Annotated in this window: 22 protein-coding genes; 7 read left to right on the top strand and 15 right to left on the bottom strand. The window is 68.2% G+C overall.

The window, feature by feature from the left end; genetic code table 11:
* Nucleotides 1-14 precede the first annotated feature (14 nt).
* The 4 genes from BM345_RS01955 to BM345_RS01940 are packed head-to-tail and all read right to left on the bottom strand — an operon-like array spanning nt 15 to nt 4,177.
* On the bottom strand, nt 15-1,181 hold the full coding sequence (locus tag BM345_RS01955; protein ID WP_093374943.1) for an ABC transporter substrate-binding protein: 1,167 nt from the start codon (nt 1,179-1,181) through the stop codon (nt 15-17).
* A gap of 40 nt (nt 1,182-1,221) precedes the next feature.
* Nucleotides 1,222-2,073 carry an alpha/beta fold hydrolase gene (locus tag BM345_RS01950; RefSeq protein WP_093374941.1) on the bottom strand — a complete coding sequence of 284 codons (852 nt, stop codon included), beginning with the start codon at nt 2,071-2,073 and terminating at the stop codon, nt 1,222-1,224.
* Entirely contained in the window at nt 2,070-3,650 is a 1,581-nt protein-coding gene (locus BM345_RS01945) for a benzoate-CoA ligase family protein (RefSeq protein ID WP_093374939.1), read from the bottom strand. The genes BM345_RS01950 and BM345_RS01945 overlap by 4 nt, the downstream gene beginning before the upstream one ends.
* Before the next feature lie 35 nt (nt 3,651-3,685).
* Nucleotides 3,686-4,177, bottom strand: coding sequence for a 4-hydroxylaminobenzoate lyase (locus BM345_RS01940; RefSeq protein ID WP_093374937.1), 492 nt, complete (start codon nt 4,175-4,177; stop codon nt 3,686-3,688).
* A gap of 158 nt (nt 4,178-4,335) precedes the next feature.
* Here BM345_RS01940 and BM345_RS01935 point away from each other — a divergent pair, with 158 nt between their 5' ends.
* From BM345_RS01935 to BM345_RS01915, 5 genes are all read left to right on the top strand, one after another.
* Nucleotides 4,336-5,274 (top strand): helix-turn-helix transcriptional regulator, encoded by a 939-nt coding sequence (locus BM345_RS01935; RefSeq protein WP_093374935.1) that lies wholly within the window; start codon nt 4,336-4,338, stop codon nt 5,272-5,274.
* Nucleotides 5,275-5,381: 107 nt separating this feature from the next.
* Nucleotides 5,382-7,052: a 2,3-epoxybenzoyl-CoA dihydrolase gene (gene boxC / locus BM345_RS01930; protein ID WP_093374933.1), complete on the top strand. Its 1,671-nt coding sequence runs from the start codon at nt 5,382-5,384 to the stop codon at nt 7,050-7,052.
* A 20-nt stretch (nt 7,053-7,072) separates the two neighbouring features.
* The gene (gene boxB / locus BM345_RS01925) at nt 7,073-8,500 is read left to right on the top strand and encodes a benzoyl-CoA 2,3-epoxidase subunit BoxB (protein WP_093374931.1); all 1,428 of its coding nucleotides are present in this window, start codon (nt 7,073-7,075) and stop codon (nt 8,498-8,500) included.
* 119 nt (nt 8,501-8,619) lie between these two features.
* A complete protein-coding gene (gene boxA, locus BM345_RS01920; protein WP_093374929.1) occupies nt 8,620-9,918 on the top strand; it encodes a benzoyl-CoA 2,3-epoxidase subunit BoxA in 1,299 nt (432 codons plus the stop codon).
* A gap of 17 nt (nt 9,919-9,935) precedes the next feature.
* Entirely contained in the window at nt 9,936-10,379 is a 444-nt protein-coding gene (locus tag BM345_RS01915) for a MaoC family dehydratase (protein WP_093374927.1), read from the top strand.
* Between the two features lie 7 nt (nt 10,380-10,386).
* Here BM345_RS01915 and BM345_RS01910 read toward each other — a convergent pair whose 3' ends face one another.
* Nucleotides 10,387-10,854 carry a ferritin-like domain-containing protein gene (locus BM345_RS01910; RefSeq protein WP_093374925.1) on the bottom strand — a complete coding sequence of 156 codons (468 nt, stop codon included), beginning with the start codon at nt 10,852-10,854 and terminating at the stop codon, nt 10,387-10,389.
* 183 nt (nt 10,855-11,037) lie between these two features.
* Between BM345_RS01910 and BM345_RS01905 the strand changes: the two genes are divergently transcribed.
* Nucleotides 11,038-11,352 (top strand): hypothetical protein, encoded by a 315-nt coding sequence (locus BM345_RS01905; RefSeq protein WP_093374923.1) that lies wholly within the window; start codon nt 11,038-11,040, stop codon nt 11,350-11,352.
* On the opposite strand, the gene BM345_RS01900 is transcribed toward BM345_RS01905, so the two are convergent.
* The 8 genes from BM345_RS01900 to BM345_RS01865 all read right to left on the bottom strand — a co-directional run bounded on the left by BM345_RS01900 (nt 11,349) and on the right by BM345_RS01865 (nt 19,580).
* Nucleotides 11,349-12,410, bottom strand: a complete 1,062-nt coding sequence (locus BM345_RS01900; protein ID WP_254789423.1) for an alpha/beta hydrolase family protein — start codon at nt 12,408-12,410, stop codon at nt 11,349-11,351. The two genes, BM345_RS01905 and BM345_RS01900, sit on opposite strands and share 4 nt — an antisense overlap.
* Before the next feature lie 120 nt (nt 12,411-12,530).
* Nucleotides 12,531-13,649: a helix-turn-helix domain-containing protein gene (locus BM345_RS01895; protein ID WP_093374921.1), complete on the bottom strand. Its 1,119-nt coding sequence runs from the start codon at nt 13,647-13,649 to the stop codon at nt 12,531-12,533.
* A complete protein-coding gene (locus tag BM345_RS01890; RefSeq protein ID WP_093374919.1) occupies nt 13,642-13,947 on the bottom strand; it encodes a type II toxin-antitoxin system RelE/ParE family toxin in 306 nt (101 codons plus the stop codon). Before BM345_RS01890 ends, BM345_RS01895 begins: the two co-directional genes overlap by 8 nt.
* Nucleotides 13,935-14,219, bottom strand: a complete 285-nt coding sequence (locus tag BM345_RS01885) for a hypothetical protein (RefSeq protein ID WP_093374917.1) — start codon at nt 14,217-14,219, stop codon at nt 13,935-13,937. The genes BM345_RS01890 and BM345_RS01885 overlap by 13 nt, the downstream gene beginning before the upstream one ends.
* 58 nt (nt 14,220-14,277) lie before the next feature.
* Nucleotides 14,278-14,715, bottom strand: coding sequence for a CBS domain-containing protein (locus tag BM345_RS01880; RefSeq protein ID WP_093374915.1), 438 nt, complete (start codon nt 14,713-14,715; stop codon nt 14,278-14,280).
* 74 nt (nt 14,716-14,789) lie between these two features.
* Nucleotides 14,790-15,845 (bottom strand): 2-oxoacid:ferredoxin oxidoreductase subunit beta, encoded by a 1,056-nt coding sequence (locus tag BM345_RS01875; RefSeq protein ID WP_093374913.1) that lies wholly within the window; start codon nt 15,843-15,845, stop codon nt 14,790-14,792.
* 16 nt (nt 15,846-15,861) lie between these two features.
* Nucleotides 15,862-17,760: a 2-oxoacid:acceptor oxidoreductase subunit alpha gene (locus BM345_RS01870; RefSeq protein ID WP_217653947.1), complete on the bottom strand. Its 1,899-nt coding sequence runs from the start codon at nt 17,758-17,760 to the stop codon at nt 15,862-15,864.
* Nucleotides 17,757-19,580, bottom strand: coding sequence for an FAD-dependent oxidoreductase (locus tag BM345_RS01865; protein WP_093374909.1), 1,824 nt, complete (start codon nt 19,578-19,580; stop codon nt 17,757-17,759). Before BM345_RS01865 ends, BM345_RS01870 begins: the two co-directional genes overlap by 4 nt.
* Before the next feature lie 240 nt (nt 19,581-19,820).
* Between BM345_RS01865 and BM345_RS01860 the strand changes: the two genes are divergently transcribed.
* Nucleotides 19,821-20,498, top strand: coding sequence for a TetR/AcrR family transcriptional regulator (locus tag BM345_RS01860; RefSeq protein WP_093374907.1), 678 nt, complete (start codon nt 19,821-19,823; stop codon nt 20,496-20,498).
* 27 nt (nt 20,499-20,525) lie between these two features.
* Here BM345_RS01860 and BM345_RS01855 read toward each other — a convergent pair whose 3' ends face one another.
* On the bottom strand, nt 20,526-21,146 hold the full coding sequence (locus tag BM345_RS01855) for an N-carbamoylsarcosine amidohydrolase (protein ID WP_093374905.1): 621 nt from the start codon (nt 21,144-21,146) through the stop codon (nt 20,526-20,528).
* Nucleotides 21,139-22,221: a 2,5-dihydroxypyridine 5,6-dioxygenase NicX family protein gene (locus BM345_RS01850; RefSeq protein WP_093374903.1), complete on the bottom strand. Its 1,083-nt coding sequence runs from the start codon at nt 22,219-22,221 to the stop codon at nt 21,139-21,141. Before BM345_RS01850 ends, BM345_RS01855 begins: the two co-directional genes overlap by 8 nt.
* Between the last annotated feature and the right edge of the window lie 26 nt (nt 22,222-22,247).

Below are 22,247 nucleotides of genomic sequence, written 5' to 3'. Positions count from 1 at the left end.
GATGGGCCTGCGGCCTACATCTTGCAGCCGCGAGCCGGGTCGGTCAGGCCCTTGACCGCCACGCTCACCAGCTTGTTCTCGTTGCCTTCCACCTTGCGCAGGTACACGTCCTGCACCGGGTTGTGCGCCTTGCTGATCGTGAAGGCACCGCGCGGGCTGTCGATCTTGGCTTTCTCGATGGCGGAAGCGAACTCGGCCTTCTTCGTGATGTCGCCCTTGGTGGCGTTCAGGCCGATGGCCAGCATCTGCGCCGCGTCGTAGCCCTGCACCGCGTACACGTCGGGCTGCAGCTTGAAGGTCTTGGCGTAGGCGGTGCGGAAGGCGTTGTCGCGCGGGGTGTTCAGGCCGTCGGCGTAGTGCAGCGTGGTGAGCATGCCCTGCGCCGATTCGCCCTGCGCTTCCAGCGTGCCGTCGGTCAGGAAGCCGGGGCCCACGAGCGGAATGCTCTTGTTCAGGCCCGCGGCCGCGTAGTCCTTGACGAACTTCACGGCGCCGCCGCCGGCGAAGAAGGAATAGACCACGTCGGGCTTGGCCGCGGCGATCTCGGTCAGCAGCGCCTGGAACTCCACGTTCGGGAAAGGCACCGTGAGGTTCTTCGTGACCTTGCCGCCGCCCTTTTCGAAGCCTTCCTTGAAGCCGGCCACCGACTCGTCGCCGGCCGCGTACTTCCAGGTGATGGTCATCGCGGTCTTCTTGCCCTGCTTGGCCGCCACTTCGCCCATGGCGTAGGCGGGCTGCCAGTTGCTGAAGGAACTGCGGAAGATGTTGGGCGCGCACATGGGGCCCGTCACCGCGTCGGCGCCGCCGTTGGGCACGATCAGCACGGTGCCGCTTTCCTTGGCCGCCTTGGCCATGGCCATGACCACGCCCGAGTGCACGGTGCCGATGATGACGTCGACGTTGTCGCGCTTGATGAGCTTGTTGACGTTGTCGGTGGCCTTGGCCGGGTCGGACTCGTCGTCCACCTTCACGTACTCGATTTCGCGGCCGGCGAGCTTCCCGCCCTTTTCCTCGACCGCCAGCTTGAAGCCGTTCTCGATGGCCACGCCCAGCGCCGTGTAGGTGCCGCTGTAGGGCAGCATCAGACCGACCTTCAGCTTGCCCTGCTGGGCTTGCGCCAGGGTGGCGATGGACGCCAGTGCCAGGACGGTCAGTGCGGTGCGTGCGATGCGATGGCTCATTGAAAATCTCCTCACGTCAGTTGATTGAAATACTTTACTACTAAACTATTGAGCTTCGAGCCGGCTTTTCCCCGGGGAAACCCTTGTCGGGAAGGCGGCCGGACCCGATGAGCGAAACGGTCGAAACTATCGCCGTTTCGGGCTGGTCGCGGTGCGGGGAATGCCCGCACTTTGCGATCTCCAGCAGCTGCGTCTGCGGCACGTGCTTCGCGATGTCGCGGATCTGGCGCAGCGAGCCGTACTCGTCGTCGATGCCCTGCATGGCCAGCACGGGGCAGCGGATGGTGTGAAGCTCCGCCTCGATGTTCCACTCGCGAAAGGGCGGGTGCAGCCAGATGCGGTTCCAGCCCCAGAAGGCCGAATCCACGTCGTCGTGGTAGCGGCCCAGCCGCTGGGGCATGTCGGTCTCCAGGTAGGCGCGGCGGGCGAGCTCGATGTTCTCGACCGTCACGTCCTCCACGAACAGATGCGGGGCCAGCACCACCAGGCCGGCCACCTTGTCGGGAAAGCGCGCCGCATACAGCAGCGAGATCGAGCCGCCGTCGCTGTGGCCGAAGAGCCAGGGCTTCTCGTCGCCCAGGCCGATCGCATCGAAGAAGGCCGGCAGCACCTCGTGCGCCTGGCGGTGCATGAAGTCCACGTCCCACACCTCGTCTTGCGCGCGCGGCGTCGATCGGCCATAGGCGGGCCGCGAGAACACGATGCCGCGAAAGCCACCGCGCTCGCACAGTTGCTGCGGGAAGTCCTTCCACATCGCCACCGAGCCCAGGCCCTCGTGCAGGAAGACCACCAGCGGCGCATCGGCACGCTCGGGCGCGATCCGCTGGTACTCGATGCGCACGGGCCGACCGCGCCACGCGATGTGCGCGAACTCCGGGGCCGGCGCGCTCACCGGGCCTGCTCCCGCTCGCGCAGCCTGAAGCGCTGGATCTTGCCGGTGGCGGTCTTGGGCAGCTCGTCGAGGAACTCGATGAAGCGCGGGTACTTGTACGGGGCCAGCCGCTCCTTCACGAAGGCCTTCAGTTCCTCTTCACTCACCGACTGGCCGGCCTTGCGCACCACGAAGGCCTTGGTCTTGGTCAGGCCCTCGGCGTCCTGGGTGCCGATCACCGCGGCCTCCAGCACCGAGGGGTGCTGCATCAGCGTGGCTTCGACCTCGAAGGGCGAGACGTAGATGCCGCTGACCTTGAGCATGTCGTCGCTGCGGCCGGCGTAGGTGTAGTAGCCGTCGGCATCGCGCGAGTACTTGTCGCCGCTCTTGGTCCAGCCCTGGCTGAAGGTATCGGCAGTCTTTTCGGGGTTGGCCCAGTACATGATGGCCGTGCTCGGGCCCTTGATGTAGAGGTCGCCCACCTCGCCCACACCCACCACCTGGCCGTCCTCGCCGCGCAGCTCGATCTCGTAGCCGGGCACCGGCTTGCCGGTGGTGCCGTAGCGGATGTCCTCGGGCCGGTTGGAGATGAAGATGTGCAGCATCTCGGTGGAGCCGATGCCGTCCACGATGTCGCAGCCGTAGTGCGCCTTGAAGCGTTGTGCCAGGTCGCCCGGCAGCGCCTCGCCGGCCGAGGAGCACATGCGCAAAGCGACTGCATCGCGCGCCGGCAGTTGCGGCGACGCCAGCATGCCGGCGAAGCCCGTGGGCGCGCCGTAGAAGACGGTGGGGCGCACGCCGGCATCACGCAGCGCATCGGTCTGCCCGGTCCAGCGCTTGAAGGTCGCATCGGGCGTGGGCCGCTCGGCCATCAGCACCACGGTGGCGCCGACGGACAGCGGGAAGGTCAGCGCATTGCCCAGGCCGTAGGCGAAGTAGAGCTTGGCGGCCGAGAAGCAGACGTCGTCCTCGCCCAGGCCCAGCACCGGCTTGCCGTACAGCTCGGCCGTCCACCAGGGGCTGCCGTGCACATGCACCGTCCCCTTGGGCTTGCCCGTGGAGCCGGAGGAATAGAGCCAGAAGGCATGGTCGCGCGGCGAGGTGGCTGCCGGCTGCGCCATCGGCGCACGCGCGGCGATGGCCGCCTCCATGTCCAGCATGCCTGCGGGCAGCTCGCCCGTGGGCTGCGAGACGAACACGGTGCGCAACGGGTGGCCGCCCTTCTCCATCGCCGACTGCAGCGTGGGCAGCAGCGCGCCTGAGACCAGGGCGGCCTTGGCGCCGCTGTGGTCCAGCATGTAGGCGTAGTCCTCGCTGGTCAGCAGCGTGTTCACCGCCACCGGCACCACGCCTGCATACAGGCTGCCGAGGAAGGACACGGGCCAGTCGCTGCTGTCGAGCATGAGCAGCAGCACGCGCTCCTCGCGCTGCACGCCGCTGGCCAGCAGCGCAGCGGCCAGCTTGCGCGAACGCGCTTCCAGATCGCCGTAGCTCAGGCTGCCGCGGTCGTCGATGTAGGCGGCCTTGGCGGCGCGGCCGCGGTTGGTCGAGAAGAGGTGTTCCGCGAAATTGAATCGATCGGGCAGGCTGGGGGTCATGGGCTTGTCTCCTCGGGTCCCTGGCGTCGGCGCGGTCAGGCGGCGGCCCTGGGCGGGGGGTTCTTGGTGAATTCGATCTTTCCCTCGGGCAGCAGGTAGAGCACCAGCGCCCTGCCCTGCGCGACCGTGGGGTAGTGCGCGCTGTCCGGGCCGTACACGCACCAGCCGGCAGCGTGGCCGTCGAAGGTGGCCTCGCCTTCCAGCGGCATGATGAGGTCGATCTCGCCATCGGGATGGCGGTGGTGCGGGCCGGCGATGTCCTGCATGTCCACCACGTCCACCGAGAAGCGCTGCAGCGCGTCCTCGGCCTTGAAGACGCGGCCGTAGCGGATGCCGCCGCCTTCGCGCTCGCACAGCCACCCCTGGGCCACGCCGTCGACGCAGGCCTGCTTGAGCTTGGCGTAGCCTTCGGTGCCGCTGCCGTACTCGCTGTTGAGCCAGGCCTGCAGTTCGGCGTCGAGCGGCCGGCCGGCGATGCGGCCGGTCAGGCTTTCTAGAAGGCCGTGGAATTCTTGCTGGGACATCATGGGGCGCCTCGCTGGGTTCCAACACTTGCGGCAATGACCCGCGTGCAGTATCTTGCTTGTGCACGAACCATAAACATCGACACCTGGGGTGTCAAGCAATATAGTGCATGACCGGTGTTAACCCTGATCGGGAAGGCCCCGGACAAGCGGAAGACGCCATGAACGAACGAACCGACGACACCCTGCTGGCCAGCCCGGCCGAGGGCAGCGAGCTGGCCGAAGACGCCAAGAACCCCCTGCTGGTCGCCCTGGGCGAGCGGGTGCGCAACCTGCGCGCGCGCCGGGGCCTGACGCGCAAGGCCGTGGCCCAGGCGGCCGAGGTGTCCGAGCGGCACCTGGCCAACCTGGAGTACGGCACCGGCAACGCCTCCATCCTGGTGCTGCAGCAGGTGGCCGGCGCGCTGCAGTGCTCACTGGCCGAACTGGTGGGCGATGTCACCACCATCTCGCCCGAATGGCTGCTGATCCGCGAGCTGCTGGAAGGCTCTAGCGAGACCGATCTGCGCCGGGCCCGCGTCGCCATCGGCGAGTTGCTGGGCACCGCTGCCAGCGACCCGGCGCGCGGCCGCCGCATCGCCCTGGTCGGCCTGCGCGGCGCGGGCAAGTCCACCCTGGGCCAGATGCTGGCCGACGACCTGGACGTGCCTTTCATCGAGCTGTCGCGCGAGATCGAGAAGTTCGCCGGTTGCAGCGTGCGCGAGATCCACGACCTGTACGGCACGAATGCCTACCGCCGCTACGAGCGCCGCGCGCTGGAAGAGGCGGTGCAGATCTACAGCGAGGTGGTGATCGCCACCCCGGGCGGCATCGTCTCCGACCCCGCCACCTTCAACGAGCTGCTGGCGCATTGCACCACCGTCTGGCTGCAAGCCGCGCCCGAGGAACACATGGGCCGCGTGCGCGCCCAGGGCGACACCCGCCCCATGGCCGCCAGCAAGGAAGCCATGGAAGACCTGCGCCGAATCCTGCAGGGCCGCGCGGCCTTCTATTCCAAGGCGGATCTCAAGGTCGACACCTCCGGCCGCGACCTGGCGGGCAGCTTCGAACTGCTGCGCAACACGGTGCGGGAGAACATGGCCCGCGTCCACCCGGCCTGAAAACTGTAAGAAATCTCGTCAGGGGTTGACGCCCACGTCAACATGCATAATGATGCATGCACATCGGACCAGAGCTTGCATTATTTTTCTCATCAGGAGACCCGGCCATGACTGAAACGAGCACCCACCCCGCCCCCGTCGACTACCGCGTCGAGCCGTCGCAGTACCGCCACTGGAAGCTCAGCGTGGAAGGCAGCGTGGCGCGCCTGACGCTGGACATCGCGGAAGACGGCGGCATCCGGCCGGGCTACAAGCTCAAGCTCAACAGCTACGACCTGGGCGTGGACATCGAGCTGCACGACGCGCTCAACCGCGTGCGCTTCGAGCATCCGCAGGTGCGCTCGGTGATCGTCACCAGCGCCAAGGACCGCATCTTCTGCTCGGGCGCCAACATCTTCATGCTGGGCGTCTCCAGCCACGCCTGGAAGGTCAACTTCTGCAAGTTCACCAACGAGACGCGCAACGGCATCGAGGACACGTCGAAGCACTCGGGCCTGAAGTTCCTGGCCGCCGTGAACGGCGCCTGCGCCGGCGGCGGCTACGAGCTGGCGCTGGCCTGCGACGAGATCCTGCTGGTGGACGACCGCTCTTCTTCCGTCTCGCTGCCTGAAGTGCCCCTGCTCGGCGTGCTGCCCGGCACCGGCGGCCTGACCCGCGTGACCGACAAGCGCCACGTGCGCCACGACCTGGCCGATATCTTCTGCACCAGCGTGGAAGGCGTGCGCGGCCAGCGCGCCGTCGACTGGCGCCTTGTGGATGCCATCGCCAAGCCGGCGCAGTTCGCCGCCGCGGTGCAGGAGCGCGCCGCCAAGCTGGGCGACGAAGCCAGGCGCCCCGCCAACGCCAAGGGCATCGCCCTGCCCCGCCTGGAGCGCCAGGACAGCGCCGACGGCATCGGCTACGAACATGTGAACGTGCAGATCGACCGCAGCCGCCGCACCGCCACCATCACGGTGAAGGCACCGGCCGGCGCGCAGCCCACCGACATCGCCGGCATCGAGGCCCTGGGCGCCGCCTGGTGGCCGCTGGCCCTGGCGCGCCAGTTGGACGACGCCATCCTGTGCCTGCGCACCAACGAGCTGGACGTGGGCACCTGGCTGCTCAGGACCGAAGGCGACGCGCAAGCCGTGCTCGCCAACGACGCGCTGATGCTGGCCAACCAGGACCACTGGCTGGTGCGCGAGACCCTGGGCGCGCTGCGCCGCACGCTCGCGCGCCTGGACGTGTCCTCGCGCAGCCTGTTCGCGCTGATCGAGGCCGGCTCCTGCTTCGCCGGCACGCTGGCCGAGCTGGCCTTTGCCGCCGACCGCGCCTACATGCTGGCCCTGCCCGACGAGCCCGAGCGCGCACCGCGCCTGACGCTCAGCGAGATGAACTTCGGCTTCTTCCCGCTGGTGAACGACCAGACCCGCCTGCAGCGCCGCTTCTACGAAGAGAGCGCGCCCATGGAAGCTGCCCGCGGCGCCGTCGGCCAAGCGCTGGACGGGGACGCCGCCGTGGCCCTGGGCCTGGTCACCGCCGCGCCGGACGACATCGACTGGGAAGACGAGATCCGCATCGCCATCGAGGAGCGCGCCGCCATGTCGCCCGACGCCCTCACCGGCCTGGAAGCCAACCTGCGCTTCGCCAGCAAGGAGAACATGGCCACCCGCATCTTCGGCCGCCTGACCGCCTGGCAGAACTGGATCTTCAACCGCCCGAACGCGGTCGGCGAGAAGGGTGCCCTCAAGGTCTACGGCACCGGGCAAAAAGCCGGCTTCGACTTGAACCGCGTCTGAACATCAACCGAGGAATCACGATGAGCTCGATCAACTACAGCGAGAAGATCCCCAACAACGTCAACCTCGGCGAGGACCGCACCCTCCAGCGCGCGCTGGAAGGCTGGCAGCCCAACTTCATCAACTGGTGGGACGACGTGGGCCCCGAGGGCTCCACCAACTTCGACGTGTACCTGCGCACGGCTGTGAGCGTGGACCCGCAGGGCTGGGCGCAGTTCGGCCACGTGAAGATGCGCGACTACCGCTGGGGCATCTTCCTGAACCCGGGCGACGCCAACCGCGAAATCCACTTCGGCGACCACAAGGGCGAGAAGGCATGGCAGGACGTGCCCGGCGAGCACCGCGCCAACCTGCGCCGCATCATCGTCACGCAGGGCGACACCGAGCCGGCCTCGGTCGAGCAGCAGCGCCACCTGGGCCTGACAGCGCCCAGCATGTACGACATGCGCAACCTCTTCCAGATCAACGTGGAAGAAGGCCGCCACCTGTGGGCCATGGTCTATCTGCTGCACAAGCACTTCGGCCGCGACGGCCGCGAAGAGGCCGAGGCGCTGCTGCAGCGCCAGTCGGGTGACGAGAACAACCCGCGCATCCTGGGTGCGTTCAACGAGAAGACGCCGGACTGGCTGGCCTTCTTCATGTTCACCTACTTCACCGACCGCGACGGCAAGTTCCAGCTGTCGGCCCTGGCCGAGAGCGCCTTCGACCCGCTGGCGCGCACCACCAAGTTCATGCTGACCGAAGAGGCGCACCACATGTTCGTGGGCGAGTCGGGCGTGTCGCGCGTGCTGGCACGCACGGCGCAGGTGATGAATGAACTGAAGACCGACGATCCGAAGAAGGTGCGCGAAGCCGGCTGCATCGACCTGGGCACCATCCAGCGCTACCTGAACTTCCACTACAGCGTGACCATCGACCTCTTCGGCGCCGACCAGTCGAGCAACGCCGCCACCTTCTACAGCTCGGGCCTGAAGGGCCGCTACGAGGAAGGCAAGCGCGAGGACGACCACGTGCTCAAGGGCAACACCTACAAGGTGCTCGAGGTCAAGGACGGCCAGCTGCTGGAAAAGGAAGTGCCGATGCTCAACGCCCTGAACGAGGTGCTGCGCGACGACTTCATCAAGGACTCGGTGGCCGGCGTGGGCCGCTGGAACAAGGTGCTGGAAAAGGCCGGCATTCCCACCCGCCTGACGGTGCCGCACAAGGCCTTCAACCGCCAGATCGGCGCGCTGGCCGGCATCAAGATGTCGCCCGACGGCCGCGTGGTGAACGAGGCCGAATGGCAGGCGAAGAAGGCCGAGTGGCTGCCCACGCCCGAAGACTTCGCATTCGTGGCATCGTTGATGGGCCGCGTCACCGAGCCGGGCAAGTTCGCCGGCTGGATCGCGCCGCCGGTGATGGGCATCAACCGCCAGCCGGTCGATTTCGAGTACATCCGCTTCGGCTGAAATGACTGCCCCCCGGCTTTTCACGCCTTTCAGGCGTGTAACTCCACCCCCCGGGGGGGAGGCGCGGCCGGCTTGGGGCGGCCCGGCGCTCGGCCGCCAGGCTTAGAAGGAGACACAACATGGACATGGCCGTCGTCAACATCGGGGTGATCAAGCAGCACCTGATCGACCCCGAGATCTGCATCCGCTGCAATACCTGCGAGGCCACCTGCCCCGTGGGTGCCATCACCCACGACGACCGCAACTACGTGGTGCGGGCGGACGTGTGCAACCTGTGCATGGCCTGCATCTCGCCCTGCCCCACCGGCAGCATCGACAACTGGCGCAACATGCCGGTGGCCAAGGCCTATTCCATCGAGGAGCAGCTCACGTGGGACGAGCTGCCGGCGGAACTGACGCCCGAGCAGCTCGAGGCCGAAGGCGCAGGCGCCCCGGCCGAGTTGCCGCCGCAGCAGGCCGCGCTCGCGAGCAGCAGCGCCGCAGAGCAGATCACCGAGCCCGAGCCGGGCACGGTGGCCTTCAACTCCGCGCAGTACGGCGCCACCACGCCGCCCTGGTCGGCGGCTCACGCCTACACCAACCTGTATCCGCCCAAGGTGCCGACCACCGCCACGGTGGTGGGCAACTTCAACTGCACCGAGGCCGGCTACGAGAACCAGACGCACCACATCGTGCTGGACTTCGGCGCCATGCCCTTTCCGGTGCTGGAGGGGCAGTCCATCGGCATCGTCCCGCCGGGCACGGATGCCAACGGCAAGCCGCACTTCGCGCGCCAGTACTCCATCGCGAGTCCGCGCAACGGCGAGCGGCCGGGCTACAACAACATCTCGTTGACGGTGAAGCGGGTGCTGGAAGACCACCAGGGCCGCCCCGTGCGCGGCGTGGCCTCCAACTACGTGTGCGACCTCAAGGTGGGCGACAAGGTGCAGGTGATCGGGCCCTTCGGCTCGTCCTTCCTGATGCCCAACCACCCCAAGTCGCACATCGTGATGATCTGCACCGGCACCGGCAGCGCACCCATGCGCGCCATGACCGAGTGGCGCCGGCGCCTTCGCAAGAGCGGCAAGTTCGAGGGCGGCAAGCTGATGCTCTTTTTCGGCGCGCGTACCCAGCAGGAGCTGCCCTACTTCGGCCCGCTGCAGTCGCTGCCCAAGGATTTCATCGACATCAACTTCGCCTTCTCGCGCACCCAGGGCCAACCCAAGCGCTACGTGCAGGACATGATGCGCGAGCGTGCCGCCGACCTGGCGGAGCTGCTCAAGGACGGCCAGACGCACTTCTACGTCTGCGGCCTGAAGAGCATGGAGGAAGGCGTGGTGCTGGCGCTGCGCGACGTGGCGACGGAAGCCGGGCTGGATTGGGACGCGGTGGGCGCGGGCCTCAAGCGCGAAGGCCGGCTGCACCTCGAGACCTACTGAAGCCGGCGAACGCACGCATGAAGTTCGCCGAATTCCACGCCGGGCAGGTCATTGAGGCCGGGCCCTATGTCGTCACCGAGGAAGAAGTGCTGCAGTTCGCCAAGGCCTACGACCCGCAGTGGTTCCACTCCGACCCGAAGGCCGCGGCCGAGGGCCCCTTTGGCGGGCTCATCGCCAGCGGCTGGCACACCTGCGGGGTTGCGATGCGGCTGGTGGCGAAGGCGGCGCTGGAAGGCTCGGAATCCTTTGCCTCGCCCGGGCTGGACTATGTGAAGTGGCCCAACCCCGTGCGGCCCGGGGATTCGCTCCGGCTGGTGGCGGACGTGATCGAGGTGCGTTTGTCGGAAAGGCATGCCACGCTGGGCATCCTGCGCTGGCAGTGGCGGCTGATCAACCAGCGCGAGCAGACGGTCCTGGACCTGACGGCTACCAGCCTCTTCAAGCTGCCGGCCCACAACTGAAGCGCTTCTAGCCGCCGCGCTCCGCGAAGGCGCGCACCTCGCCCGGCTTGCGCAGCATCTTGTCGACGTCGGCCGCGTGCAGTTCCTCGGCGTGGATCATCTGCCGGGCGAACTCCTCCAGCGCCACCGAGTGGCCTTCCACCAGCGACAGCAACTGCCGGTAGAGGTCCAGCGCACGCCCTTCGGTCGCAAGCGACTCCTGCAGCATGGCCGCGATGTCGTGCTTGTGCGAATCCAATAGCGGGCCGATACCCAGCGAGGGGTACGCGCCCAGCGTGGTGATCCACTCGCCCACCTGCTGCGCGTGCAGCAGCGACTCGTCGGCCTGCGCCCGCAGCCACGACACGATGGGGATGCGCGAGTAGCCGAACACCAGGAAGGAATAATGCGTGTAGCGCACCACGCCGGCCAGCTCCGCCTCGAGCAGGCGGTTGAGCACGTCGACGACCTGGTCCTTGTTGTCGAGCTGGGGCATGGGGCACCTCCGGTGGAGTGAGGGGCGGTCAACGCGTGGCTGGCCTGAGAGCAGGTGTCGCTAGGCTTGCACGTTCGGCCCGTGGGCGCAAGCCCGCGCGTCTGCCAGCCCCTTCGGCCGGCGCGGTTGCGCCCGCGCGGGCACGGCGTTTTAATGACCGCCCCCATTCCACCGGAGGGTCCCATGGCCTACGAAGCCCGCTATGTCTTCAAGCTCCAAGCCGGCGCCGACCTCAAGGCGGCGATGAGCGCGATGCAGCAAGGTGCAGCGCTCTGGCGAAAGCACGGCGCGGCCGCGCCGCGCCTGTGGGCCATCACCGCGGGCGAGCTGGGCAACTACGTGCTCGCGGCGCAGTTCGACGACGCAGCCGGCTTCGCCAAGGTCGTGGACTCGCTGTCGTCCGACGCGGACTTCCAGGCCTGGCAGGCACGCAACGCGAAGGACGGGCACATCGCCTGGGTGCGCAGCAACCATGCGCGCGAGGTTCCGCTGGCTTAGGGCTGGGCCGCTTCGCGGGGCGGCGCGCCGGCGCTCGGCAGGTGCTTCGCGAAGAAGGCGGTGATCTTCTCGTCGACCTCCGCCATCTGGCTGCGATCGAAGCCGGGCGGATTGTTGAGCATGTCGCCGAGCAGGCCGGTGAGCCCCGGAGGCAGTGGCGACAGCAGTGCGCCGTGCCCGGCCGCCGGCAGGTCGGCGATCAATTCGCATGACTTGCAGGCCTGCAGCACCCGGTCGCTGTGGAAGCGCGGCGTCAGCCAGCGGTCCTGCTGCGCCGTCACCAGGCCCAGCGGCACCGGCGGCGAAGCCAGCGACGCCATGTCGAAGTCCGCCGACGAAGGCACGCCCGCCACCACCGCAGCAACGCGCGGGTCGGAATGCACGCGCGGCGTGTCGTCGCTGAAGCGATAGCGGATCACCGTGAGCGCAGCCCACTTCCGGATGCCGTCCGCCCACCCGCCCGTCAGCCGCGTGATCAGGCCGACGCAGGACTGGAAGTCCTCCTCCAGGTGCGCTTCGCAGTGGCGCTTGAAGCCGGCCGGCGACCAGCGTCCGCCGGCCAGGCTCAGGGCGGTGTGTCCGCCGGCCGACATGCCGTACATCCCGACCTTGTCCAGTTGCAGCAGCGGCGCGAAGCGCGGGTCGCGCCCGACGGCGTCGATGGCCCGCGACACCTCGGACGGCCGCATCGTCCAGCTATCGGGGCCCGGGTCGCTGTCGTCCTTGTAGTTGTCGGCGCGGTGTTCCGGCATGGCGACCACGAATCCCGCCTGCACCAGGCTGCGCGCCAGGTCGGCATGCACCCAGGGCGATCCGCCCGAGCCGTGCGAGATCACCACCAGCCGGCCGTTGCCGCGCACCGGCCGGCCCTGCGGCGCCAGCGAAAGCGTGAAAGGCCCGCGCCGCACGGCCTGCTCGGGATCGGCGGACGGGTAGTACAGCGTGACCGGCCCGTCCTCGGCCGTCGCAGCAATCTCGCCCAGGCCCACGGCCGCCTGGGCCAGTCCGCACAGGGGCAGCGCCAGCGTCGCCGCCAGCAAGCGCAAGGAACGCATCATGTTCAATCCTCGTCATCGGTTGATCCGCCGGCACCTTGCCTGCGGTGATGCGCACGATGCCCGGCCGCTGCGGGCCGGTCTCGCCGAAACCGGCAAGGGGCGACTTTCGGCTGGCCGATTTCAGGAATCGGCCAGCTTTTCCCTTCGGTACTCGGTCGGCGTGAGGCCGGTCGCGGCCTTGAAGGCGCGATTGAAGGGGCCGATGGACTGGAAGCCGGCGGTCAGCGCGATGGTCAGTACCGGCAGCGCCCGCTGCGCCGGATCGGCCAGCGCGCCGCGGGCCTCGTCCAGCCGGAAGCCGTTCACGAAGGCGTTGAAGTTGCGATGGCCCAGGCGCTGGTTGATCAGGCGGCGCAGCCGGTATTCGGGCGTTCCCAGCCGGCTGGCCAGCCCGGCGACGGTGAGGTCTTCGGTGCGGTAGGCACGCTCGGCCTCCATGAGCCGCAGCAGTGCCTCGGCCAGGGCGTCTTCGGCCGGATCGGTGGCGGCTTGCGCGGCGGCGGGCGGCGCTTCCTGCACAGGCACTTCGCGTCGCGGCAAGGGGGCCGGAAGCGCACGCAGCGCGGAGGGGAAGAGCTCGGAGCCGGACAGCCGCATCATCCAGGCCGCCGTGCCGGCCACCATGAAGAGCAGCATCGCCACGTCGGCCGTCGCCGTCATGCCGGTGAGCCGTCCGTGCGGCACGCTCAGGCGAACCGCCAGCATGGCCAGCGTGTAGGCCACGCCCGTCACCACGATGAAGATGCGCAGCCGGCGCCGCCCTTCGACCAGGTCGCCCCGCCAGTGCCGGAGCGCCGCCATCACGGCCAGGACGGCGAACACCAGGGGCGCCAGCCGCTGCAGGCCGATGGTGACCCCGGCGAACACCGACGCGCTGCCGTACATCCACGCGCAGTTGAAGCCCGCGAGGCCAGCCGCCGCCAGCCATGCCGCGGCATGCATGGGTTCGAGCCTGAAGTCATCGTCGAACAGCGCCTGCACGAAGATCCAGAACAACACGGCGTTGCCCACCGAAACGGCCACCAGCGGCGCCTGCCATAGCCGGGGAAGCGCCTCCTCGACCCACGGCGTGGACGCGATGACCTGCACCATCAGGCCCAGCATCAACGCCACCGCGGCGCGCGACGCCGGCAGGCCCGGCCGGTCGCGCCCCAGCACGAAGGCCAGCAGCGCGAGCAGCGCCAGCAGCATGCCGCGCAAGGCGGCATCGACGAGGGTCGCGGGCAGGGAGTCAGGCATGGGGAGGCTCAGGGTAGCCGACCTCGCGCTGATGCCGCACGGCGAGAATCACGACGGCATCCTGCGCTTCGAAGTAACTGTAGAGCGCAAGGTAGCCGGAGCGGCCGCGCGAGACCACCAGCTCCCGCAGGCCTTCTTCCGCCGGACGGCCGATGAGCGGATGGTTTTCCAGGACGCTCACCGCCTCGGTGATCAACTCAACCGTGTGCAATCCGGCCTGCGGATCGCGCTGCAGAAGGAAATCGACGAGGCGGTCCAGATCGTCCAACGCCCGCCGGGAGTAACTCAGGCGCGCCAAGTCTTGGCCTTGGGCTTGGCCGCCGGTTTGCCCTGGGCACGGGCGCGCAGATAGTCCTGGACCTCCGACGCACCGTAAGTCTTGCCCGACTCCATGACCTGCTGCCTGGAGGCGACCGCCTCCGCCGCGAAGGCGGCCCGCTGGCGTGCCGCCAGTGCGGCCGAGCGGATGGCATCGACCATGAACGCATGCGGCGTGATGCCTTGCTGCGCCGCCGCATCCGCGGCCAGTTGCTTGATCTCTTCAGGAAGCTTCAGGGACGTGGTGGACATGGCTGTATCCGCGGGTGGGTAGCACCATGGTAACACCCGCCAGCCGAACACCCGCCCCTCAACCCAGCACGTCGTTCAGCTGCTCGTTGAACTCCGCCTGGCTCAGCGCCAGCCCCAACTCGCGCGGCAGTGCATCGCGTACCGAGAACACGCCCAGGATCAGCCTGCCGCGCATCAGCGGCAGATGACGGAAGCCCCGCTCCAGCATCAGGCAGACGGCGTCGGACACCGTCGTCTCGGGCGGCACGCAGATGGGATTGGGGGTCATCACCTCGCGCACGGCCGTGTGGTCGGGGTCGAGCCCGCGCGCCAGCACGCGCGTCATCAGGTCGCGCTCGGTGAGGATGCCCAGCAGGTGGTCCGGCGGCTCCAGGATGAGCACGCTGCCGCAGTTGGCCTGCGTCATGACGCCCGCCGCCTCGCGCACGGTGGCGTGCGGACCCAGGCTGATCACGTGTTTTCGCGAGATGGACTGGAAGACAGTTCGCTCGGCCATGGCAATCCCTCCGGATCTGGCGATTCGACTCGTCAGCGAATGCTGGATCAGCTTTGCCGCCAGCGCAAGGCGGCTCAACGTAAGGAGTTGTTGATCCGCTCCAGCGCCGTGACACCCGGGCACAGTTCTGGTGCGGCCAGGGTGTTCAGCGGCGCATCGCAGGTGTTGAGCGCCGTGTGCAGGTCGGTGGCCAGCGGGTCGACGTACAAAAGGCCGGTCACGATCTCGCCTTGCGCCTGGTGCCGCTGCATGTAGGCCATGGCGGCATAGCGGTCGCCGGGGTCGTAGTCGGCGTGCAGGCTGCGCAGCCGCAACAGGGTGCCGTCGTGCTGTCGCACGTCCATCACTTCGCCGGGACTGATGTCGGCGGTGATCTCCTCGCGGCCGGTGATGAAATCGATGCGGCTCACCGCCTCGTTGTGCTCGCGCACGTAGTCGTAGCTCTTGGTGCTGCCGGGGTGGTTGTTGAAGGCCACGCAGGGGCTGATGACGTCGATGAAGGCCGCCCCGCCGTGGCTGATGGCCCCCTTGATGAGCGGCACCAGCTGCGCCTTGTTGCCCGAGAAGCCGCGCGCCACGTAGGTGGCGCCCAACTGCAGCGCCATGCCCACGAGGTCGATGGCGCTGTCGGTGTTGACCACGCCTTTCTTGCTCTTTGAGCCCTGGTCGGCCGTCGCCGAGAACTGGCCCTTGGTGAGGCCGTACACGCCGTTGTTCTCCACGATGTAGGCCATGCGCACGCCGCGCCGCATGGCGTGCGCGAACTGGCCCAGGCCGATGGAGGCCGAGTCGCCGTCGCCCGACACGCCCAGGTACAGCAGATCGCGGTTGGCGAGGTTGGCGCCGGTCAGCACGCTAGGCATGCGCCCATGCACGGTGTTGAAGCCGTGCGAGGCGCCGAGGAAGTAGTCCGGCGTCTTGGAGCTGCAGCCGATGCCCGAGAGCTTGGCCACGCGATGCGGCTCGATGTCCAGCTCCCAGCAGGCCTCGATGATCGCGGCCGAGATCGAGTCGTGCCCGCAGCCGGCGCACAGCGTGGAGATCTTTCCCTCGTAGTCGCGGCGCGTGTAGCCCACCTTGTTGGTGGCGAGTGTCGGATGGTGCAGCCGGGGCTTGGTGATGTAGGTCATGCGCGTTGTTCCTGGCTCACTTCATCGGAGTGACGAGGGGCTGCGGTGGCTCGGGCTGGCCCTGCGGCCTCGCGGCCGGCGGCGGCGACTTTCCCTTCACCCGCTCGACGATCGCCCGGACGATGAAGCGGGCGGTGATGGGCGTGCCGTCGTAGTGCAGCACCGCCACCACCTGTTCGGGCGACACGCCCAGCTCGTTGACCAGCAGGCTGCGCATCTGCGCGTCGCGGTTCTGCTCCACCACGAACACGCGGCTGTGCTCGGCCAGGAACTGCGCCACGCTGTCGGGGAACGGAAAAGCACGCAGGCGCATGGCGTCGACGTGAACGCCCTCTTCGGCCTCCAGCACCTGCAGCGCCTCCTGCATCGCCGGCGTGGTCGATCCGAAGTAGATGACACCCAGGTCCGTCTTCTTCGCCGCCGCTTGCTCCACCGGCGGCGGCACCAGCTTCGCGGCGCTGGCGAACTTGCGCAGCAGCCGCTCCATGTTGTAGATGTAGTCCGGCCCGCGCTCCGAGTAGCGCGCATACGGGTCGCGCGTGGTGCCGCGGGTGAAGTAGCTGCCCTTGGTGGGGTGCGTGCCCGGCAGCGTGCGCCAGGGAATGCCGTCGCCGTCCACGTCCTTGTAGCGGCCGAACTCCTTGCCGGCTTCCAGCTCTGCGGCGGTCATCACCTTGCCGCGGTCGTAGGCCTTGCTCTCGTCCCATTCGAAGGGCTCGCACAGGCGCTGGTTCATGCCGATGTCCAGGTCGGTCATCAGGAACACGGGCGTCTGCAGGCGGTCGGCCAGGTCCAGCGCGGTGGCCGCGTGCTCGAAGCATTCGTGCGGGTCCTGCGGGAAGAGCAGCACGTGCTTGGTGTCGCCGTGCGAGGCGTAGGCACAGCTCAGGATGTCCGCCTGCTGCGTGCGCGTGGGCATGCCCGTAGACGGCCCGCCGCGCTGCACGTTGATGATGGTGACCGGGATCTCGGCGAAGTAGGCCAGCCCGATGAACTCCGTCATGAGCGAGACGCCCGGCCCCGAGGTCGCGGTGAAGGCGCGCGCCCCGTTCCACCCGGCCCCCACCACCATGCCGATGGAGGCGATCTCGTCTTCGGCCTGCACGATGGCGTAGCGCTGCTGGCCGGTGGCCGCATCGACGCGGAACTTGCTGCAGTAGCGCTGGAAGGCCTCTGCCACCGAGGACGAAGGCGTGATCGGATACCACGCCGCCACGGTCGCACCGCCATACACGCAGCCCAGCGCCGCCGCGCTGTTGCCGTCGACGAAGATTCGCTTGCCCACGCGGTCGGCGCGCTTGACCTGCAGGCCGACGGTGCCGGGCGCCAGGTTCTCGCGCACGAAGTCGCAGCCCAGGTGCAGGGCCCGCACGTTCGAATCCAGCAGCTTCTCCTTGCCCTTGTACTGCTCGGAAAAGAGCTTCTCGATCACCTCCGGCTCGATGCCCAGCAGCACCGCCAGCGCACCCACGTAGACGATGTTCTTGAACAGCTGCCGCTGGCGCGGGTCCTGGTAGACCGCGTTGCAGATCTCGGTGAGCGGCATGCCGATCACGTGGATGTCCTCGCGGAACTTCGAGGGCGGCAGCGGCCGCGTGCTGTCGTAGAAGAGGTAGCCGCCGCTTTCCAGCTCGGCCACGTCCGCATCCCAGGTCTGCGGGTTCATGGCCACCATCATGTCGGTGCCGCCGCGCCGCCCCTGGTGGCCGGCCTCGTTCACCCGCACCTCGTACCAGGTGGGCAGGCCTTGGATGTTGCTCGGGAAGATGTTGCGCGGGCTCACCGGCACGCCCATGCGCAGGATGGCCTTGGCGAACAGCTCGTTGGCCGAGGCCGAGCCCGAGCCGTTGACGTTGGCGAACTTGATGACGAAGTCGTTGACGGCAGAAATCTTGTGGTTGGCAGGATGGGTCACGCATGCACCTCCTGCGGCTCTTGCGAACGGGCGCCCGCGCCGGCCGGCGTCGTCTTCAGCAGGAACTTCTGCATGTCCCAGGCGCCTGTGGGGCAGCGCTCGGCGCACAGGCCGCAGTGCAGGCACACGTCCTCGTCCTTCACCATCACCCTGCCCGTCTTCAGGCCGCCCGACACGTACAGCGCCTGCGTCTCGTTGAGTGCCGGCGCCTTCAGTCTCTGGCGCAGGTCCTCTTCCTCGCCATTGGCGGTGAAGCTGATGCAGTCCATGGGACAGATGTCCACGCAGGCATCGCACTCGATGCAGGTCGTCTCGTGGAACACCGTCTGCACGTCGCAGTTGAGGCACCGGCCCGCCTCCTTGAAAGCGGTGGCGGCGTCGAAGCCCAGCTCCACCTCCACCCGGATGCTGGCCAGCGCCTTCTCCGCCTCGGCCCAAGGCACCCGGAAGCGCAGGTCGGTGGAGGTGTCGTTGTCGTAGCTCCACTCGTGGATGCCCATCTTCTGCGACACCAGGTTGGTCATGGGCGCGGGCCGCTCCTCGACCGGCTCGTCGTGAAGCAGCTTGTCGATGGACACCGCCGCCTCGTGGCCATGCGCGACCGCGGTGATGATGTTCTTGGGCCCGAAGGCCGCGTCGCCGCCGAAGAAGACGCGCGGCACGGTGGACTGGAAGCTCGTCTTGTCCAGCACGGGCAGGCCCCACTCGTCGAAGTCGATGCCGCAGTCGCGCTCGATCCAGGGGAAGGAATTTTCCTGGCCCACCGCCACGAGCACGTCGTCGCATTCGAAGAAGGCATCGGGCTCGCCCGTGGGCACCAGCTTGCGGCGGCCCTTGGCGTCGTACTCGGCCTTCACGATCTCGAAGTTCATGCCCACCAGCTTGCCGCCCTCCAGCACGAAGGCCTTGGGCACGTGGAAGTTGATGATCGGGATGCCTTCGTGCGCCGCGTCCTCCTTCTCCCAGGGCGAGGCCTTCATCTCCTCGAAGCCGCTGCGCACGATCACTTTCACGTCGGTGCCGCCCAGGCGGCGCGCGGAACGGCAGCAGTCCATGGCCGTGTTGCCGCCGCCCAGCACGATCACGCGCTGGCCGATCTTCTTCACGTGGCCGAAGGAAACCGAGGCCAGCCAGTCGATGCCGATGTGGATGTGCGCCCCGGCCTCCTGGCGGCCGGGCAGGTCGAGGTCGCGCCCGCGCGGCGCGCCGCAGCCGACGAAGACGGCGTCGAAGTCTTCATCGAGCAGCGCCTTCATCGATTCGATGCGCCGGCCGCTGCGGAACTCCACGCCCAGGTCGAGGATGTAGCCGCACTCCTCGTCGATGACCGACTCGGGCAGGCGGAAGCGCGGGATCTGCGTGCGGATGAAGCCGCCGGGCTTGGCCTCGCCGTCGAACACCGTCACCTCGTAGCCCAGCGGCGCCAGGTCGCGTGCCACGGTGAGCGAGGCCGGGCCGGCGCCGATGCAGGCCACGCGCTTGCCGTTGCGCGGCGCCACCTGGGGCATGCGCGAGCGCACGTCCTCCTTCATGTCGGCGGCCACGCGCTTGAGGCGACAGATGGCCACCGGCTCCGGGTCCTTCAGGTTGCTCTGCTCCACGCGGCCGCGCCGGCAAGCGGGCTCGCAGGGCCGGTCGCAGGTGCGCCCGAGGATGCCGGGGAAGACGTTCGAGACCCAGTTGATCATGTACGCATCGCCGTAGCGGCGCTGCGCGATCAGTCGGATGTACTCGGGGACGGGGGTGTGCGCCGGGCAGGCGTACTGGCAATCGACGACCTTGTGGAAATAGGCCGGATTCGCGATATCGGTTCGCAGCAACGTTGTCTCCTGGCTGCCGCCCCCGGCTCCCGGGTCAGGAACCGAGTGCGTCTTGCTACTGGTCTTGTGCTACCTCTGTGCTTGCGCAGTATGCGCCCCGGTAAAAGGCTCCGCCCCTCGGTGGAATCCCGGACGCGGCCACTACGCCACGCCACGCCACGCTTCAATTCTTCGATAGCCTGTGCCTCAATACAGGCCGCCGCCGATATACTGCCAAATATTAAACAAGCGATTAATTACATGAAGACAGGTAGCGCGAGCCGCCCGGCACGGGCCAAGAAGAAGGGCCCGGGGCGCCCGGAGGGAACCAGCGCCGTGCGCGACGAGATCATGGACGCCGCCGAAGTGCAGTTCGCCGAACTGGGCTACGCCGGCACCACGCTGCGCGAGATTGCAGCCGCCACCAACGTCACGCAGGCGCTCATCAGCTACTACTTCGGCTCCAAGTACGGATTGTTCGAAGAGACCTTTCTTCGCCGCGGCCAGGTCATCTCCCGGCAGCGCGAGGACCTGCTCGAGACGCTGCTCGACAAGGGCCGGCCCACGGCACGGGAAATCGTGCACGCCTTCCTCTCGCCAACGCTCGCCTTGCGCGCCACGCCGCAGGGCAGGTCCTTCCTGCGCCTGCAGGCCCGCCTGCACACCGAGCCGCCGGAGATCTCGTACAAGCTGCGCACGCATGCCTACGGATCGTCCACGCAGCGCTACGTGGACGCCCTGCGCCTGGCCCTGCCGGAACTGGGCGAACTGGACGCCTACTGGCGCATGACGCTGATGGTCGGCACCTACCTCTACGCCTTCTCGGACACGCACCGCATGGAAGAGATGACGCCCTCGGGCCTCTACGACCCCGACGACACCGAAGCGCTGATCGAGCAGGTGACGCGCTTCGTTGTGGGCGGCTTCCAGGCGCCCTGAGGGCCCGCTCGCCGCCCTGCCCTCACGCTAGGCCGGCAGCTGTTCGTACAGCGCCTGCAGGCTCAGCACGTCCGCGTACTTCTGCCGCATGTCGAACAGGCTCGCCTCGTGAGGGCTGATGGCGCGGTCGCCCACGCAGTCCTCCACCACCACCGGGCGAAAGCCCCAGCACATGGCGTCGACCACGCTAGCGCGCACGCAGCCGCTGGTGACGCAGCCGGCCACCAGCAGCGTGCGCACGCCGCGCTGCGTGAGCCAGGGCGCCAGGTCGGTTCCGAAGAAGGCCGAGGGCACGTTCTTGCGCACCACCCGCTCGCCCGCCGCAGGCGCCAGCGCATCGACGATGGCGCTGGCCGGCGAATGCTCCTTCAGCCCCAGCATGCCGGGCACCTTGGTGCTGAAGACGTTGGCGTCGCTGTCGTCGTCCGCATAGACGATGCGGCTGTGCGCCACCGGCCAGCCACGCTCGCGCGCGGTGGCCAGCAGGCCCACGGTGCGGTCGATGGCGCCGGGGATGTTGCCGCCGCCGAAGGTGCCGGGGTCGGCAAAGCCGTTCACGAAATCCACGATCAGCAGGCCGATGGGCGGCTGAAGACCCAGGCCGGCACCGAAGCCCTGGCGCTGGTAGACCTGCGACTCGTCAAGCATGGGCCGGCTCCTTGTCCGCGGCCAGCTTCGCCGGCTTCATCAGCGACTCCACCACCTTGCCGTCGTTCACCACCTGCAGGCCGTCCACGGAGACGCTGCAGTGCCGCATCGGGATGTCGATGTGGCAGGCCGTGGTGCGGCTGCCGCCGGCCTCGTTGTTGGGGCCCAGCGAGAACAGGAAGTTGCCGCTCACGGCGCGTGCGTCCATGCCCAGCGTGGCCTCGCGGTCGTACAGGCCCAGCGTGGACCAGAAGGCGCGCTTCTGCAGCCCCCAGCCGACGTGCGAGATGGCGTAGGCCTCGGGGTCGTCGAAGGACTCGATGTACTCGCGCAGCAGCTCGGCCTCGGCATCGCCCTCGATGGCGGTGACGAAGCCTTTCTCCACCGTCAGCGTGATGGGCTCGCCCACGTAGTTCTTCATCGGCAGCAGCACATCGCCCTTGGCCAGCACGATGCGGCCGCTCGCGCCGCCCTCGTTGGGCCAGGTGAAGGCGAAGCCGCTGGGCCAGTGGTCCCAGCGGCCGGGCTGGTCGACGAAGCCGTACTCGGCGGTGATGGGGTATTCACCCAGCGGCAGACGCAGGTCGGTGCCGGCGGCCGAGGTGACGTGCATCTCGCGCTTGCCCTTGAGCAGCGCCACACCGGCCTGCACGCGGTGGAAGTCGTCCAGGGTGGGCACCAGGCGGGCCAGCACCTCGGGCGGCTCCACCGCCAGCAGGATCTTCGTGCCGCCGGCGAGGATCTCGTGCTGCTCGGGCGAGAACAGCAGCGTCATCAGGTCCAGCACCAAATCGCTGGCCTTGAGCGCGGCGATGGCGGCGCGGTTGCCGGTGAGCGGCGTGGTGCCCAGGTAGGCCAGCGTGTCGCGGCTGAGCGCCTTCTCGCCGTTGACCGGCGGAAGGTCCAGCCGGCTGACGCAGGCGCCCAACATGGTGGCAGCGGTGATGGCGCAGCGCAGCGTCTGCGGATGCGTGTGGTCGCTGGTCAGCACGGTGACGGCGTCGCCGGCCTTGAGCTTGGAAAGGGTGAGCACCTGGGTCCAGGCGCGGATCAGGTCGGTGTCGCAGATGGCCATGGCAAATCTCCGATGTGAAGTTGAAT

It is taken from the genome of Variovorax sp. OV329 (assembly GCF_900114785.1).
In the GTDB taxonomy this organism is placed as follows: domain Bacteria; phylum Pseudomonadota; class Gammaproteobacteria; order Burkholderiales; family Burkholderiaceae_C; genus Variovorax.
Note: the sequence above shows the minus strand (reverse complement) of the source record. Positions and strands in the feature narration are given on the sequence as shown.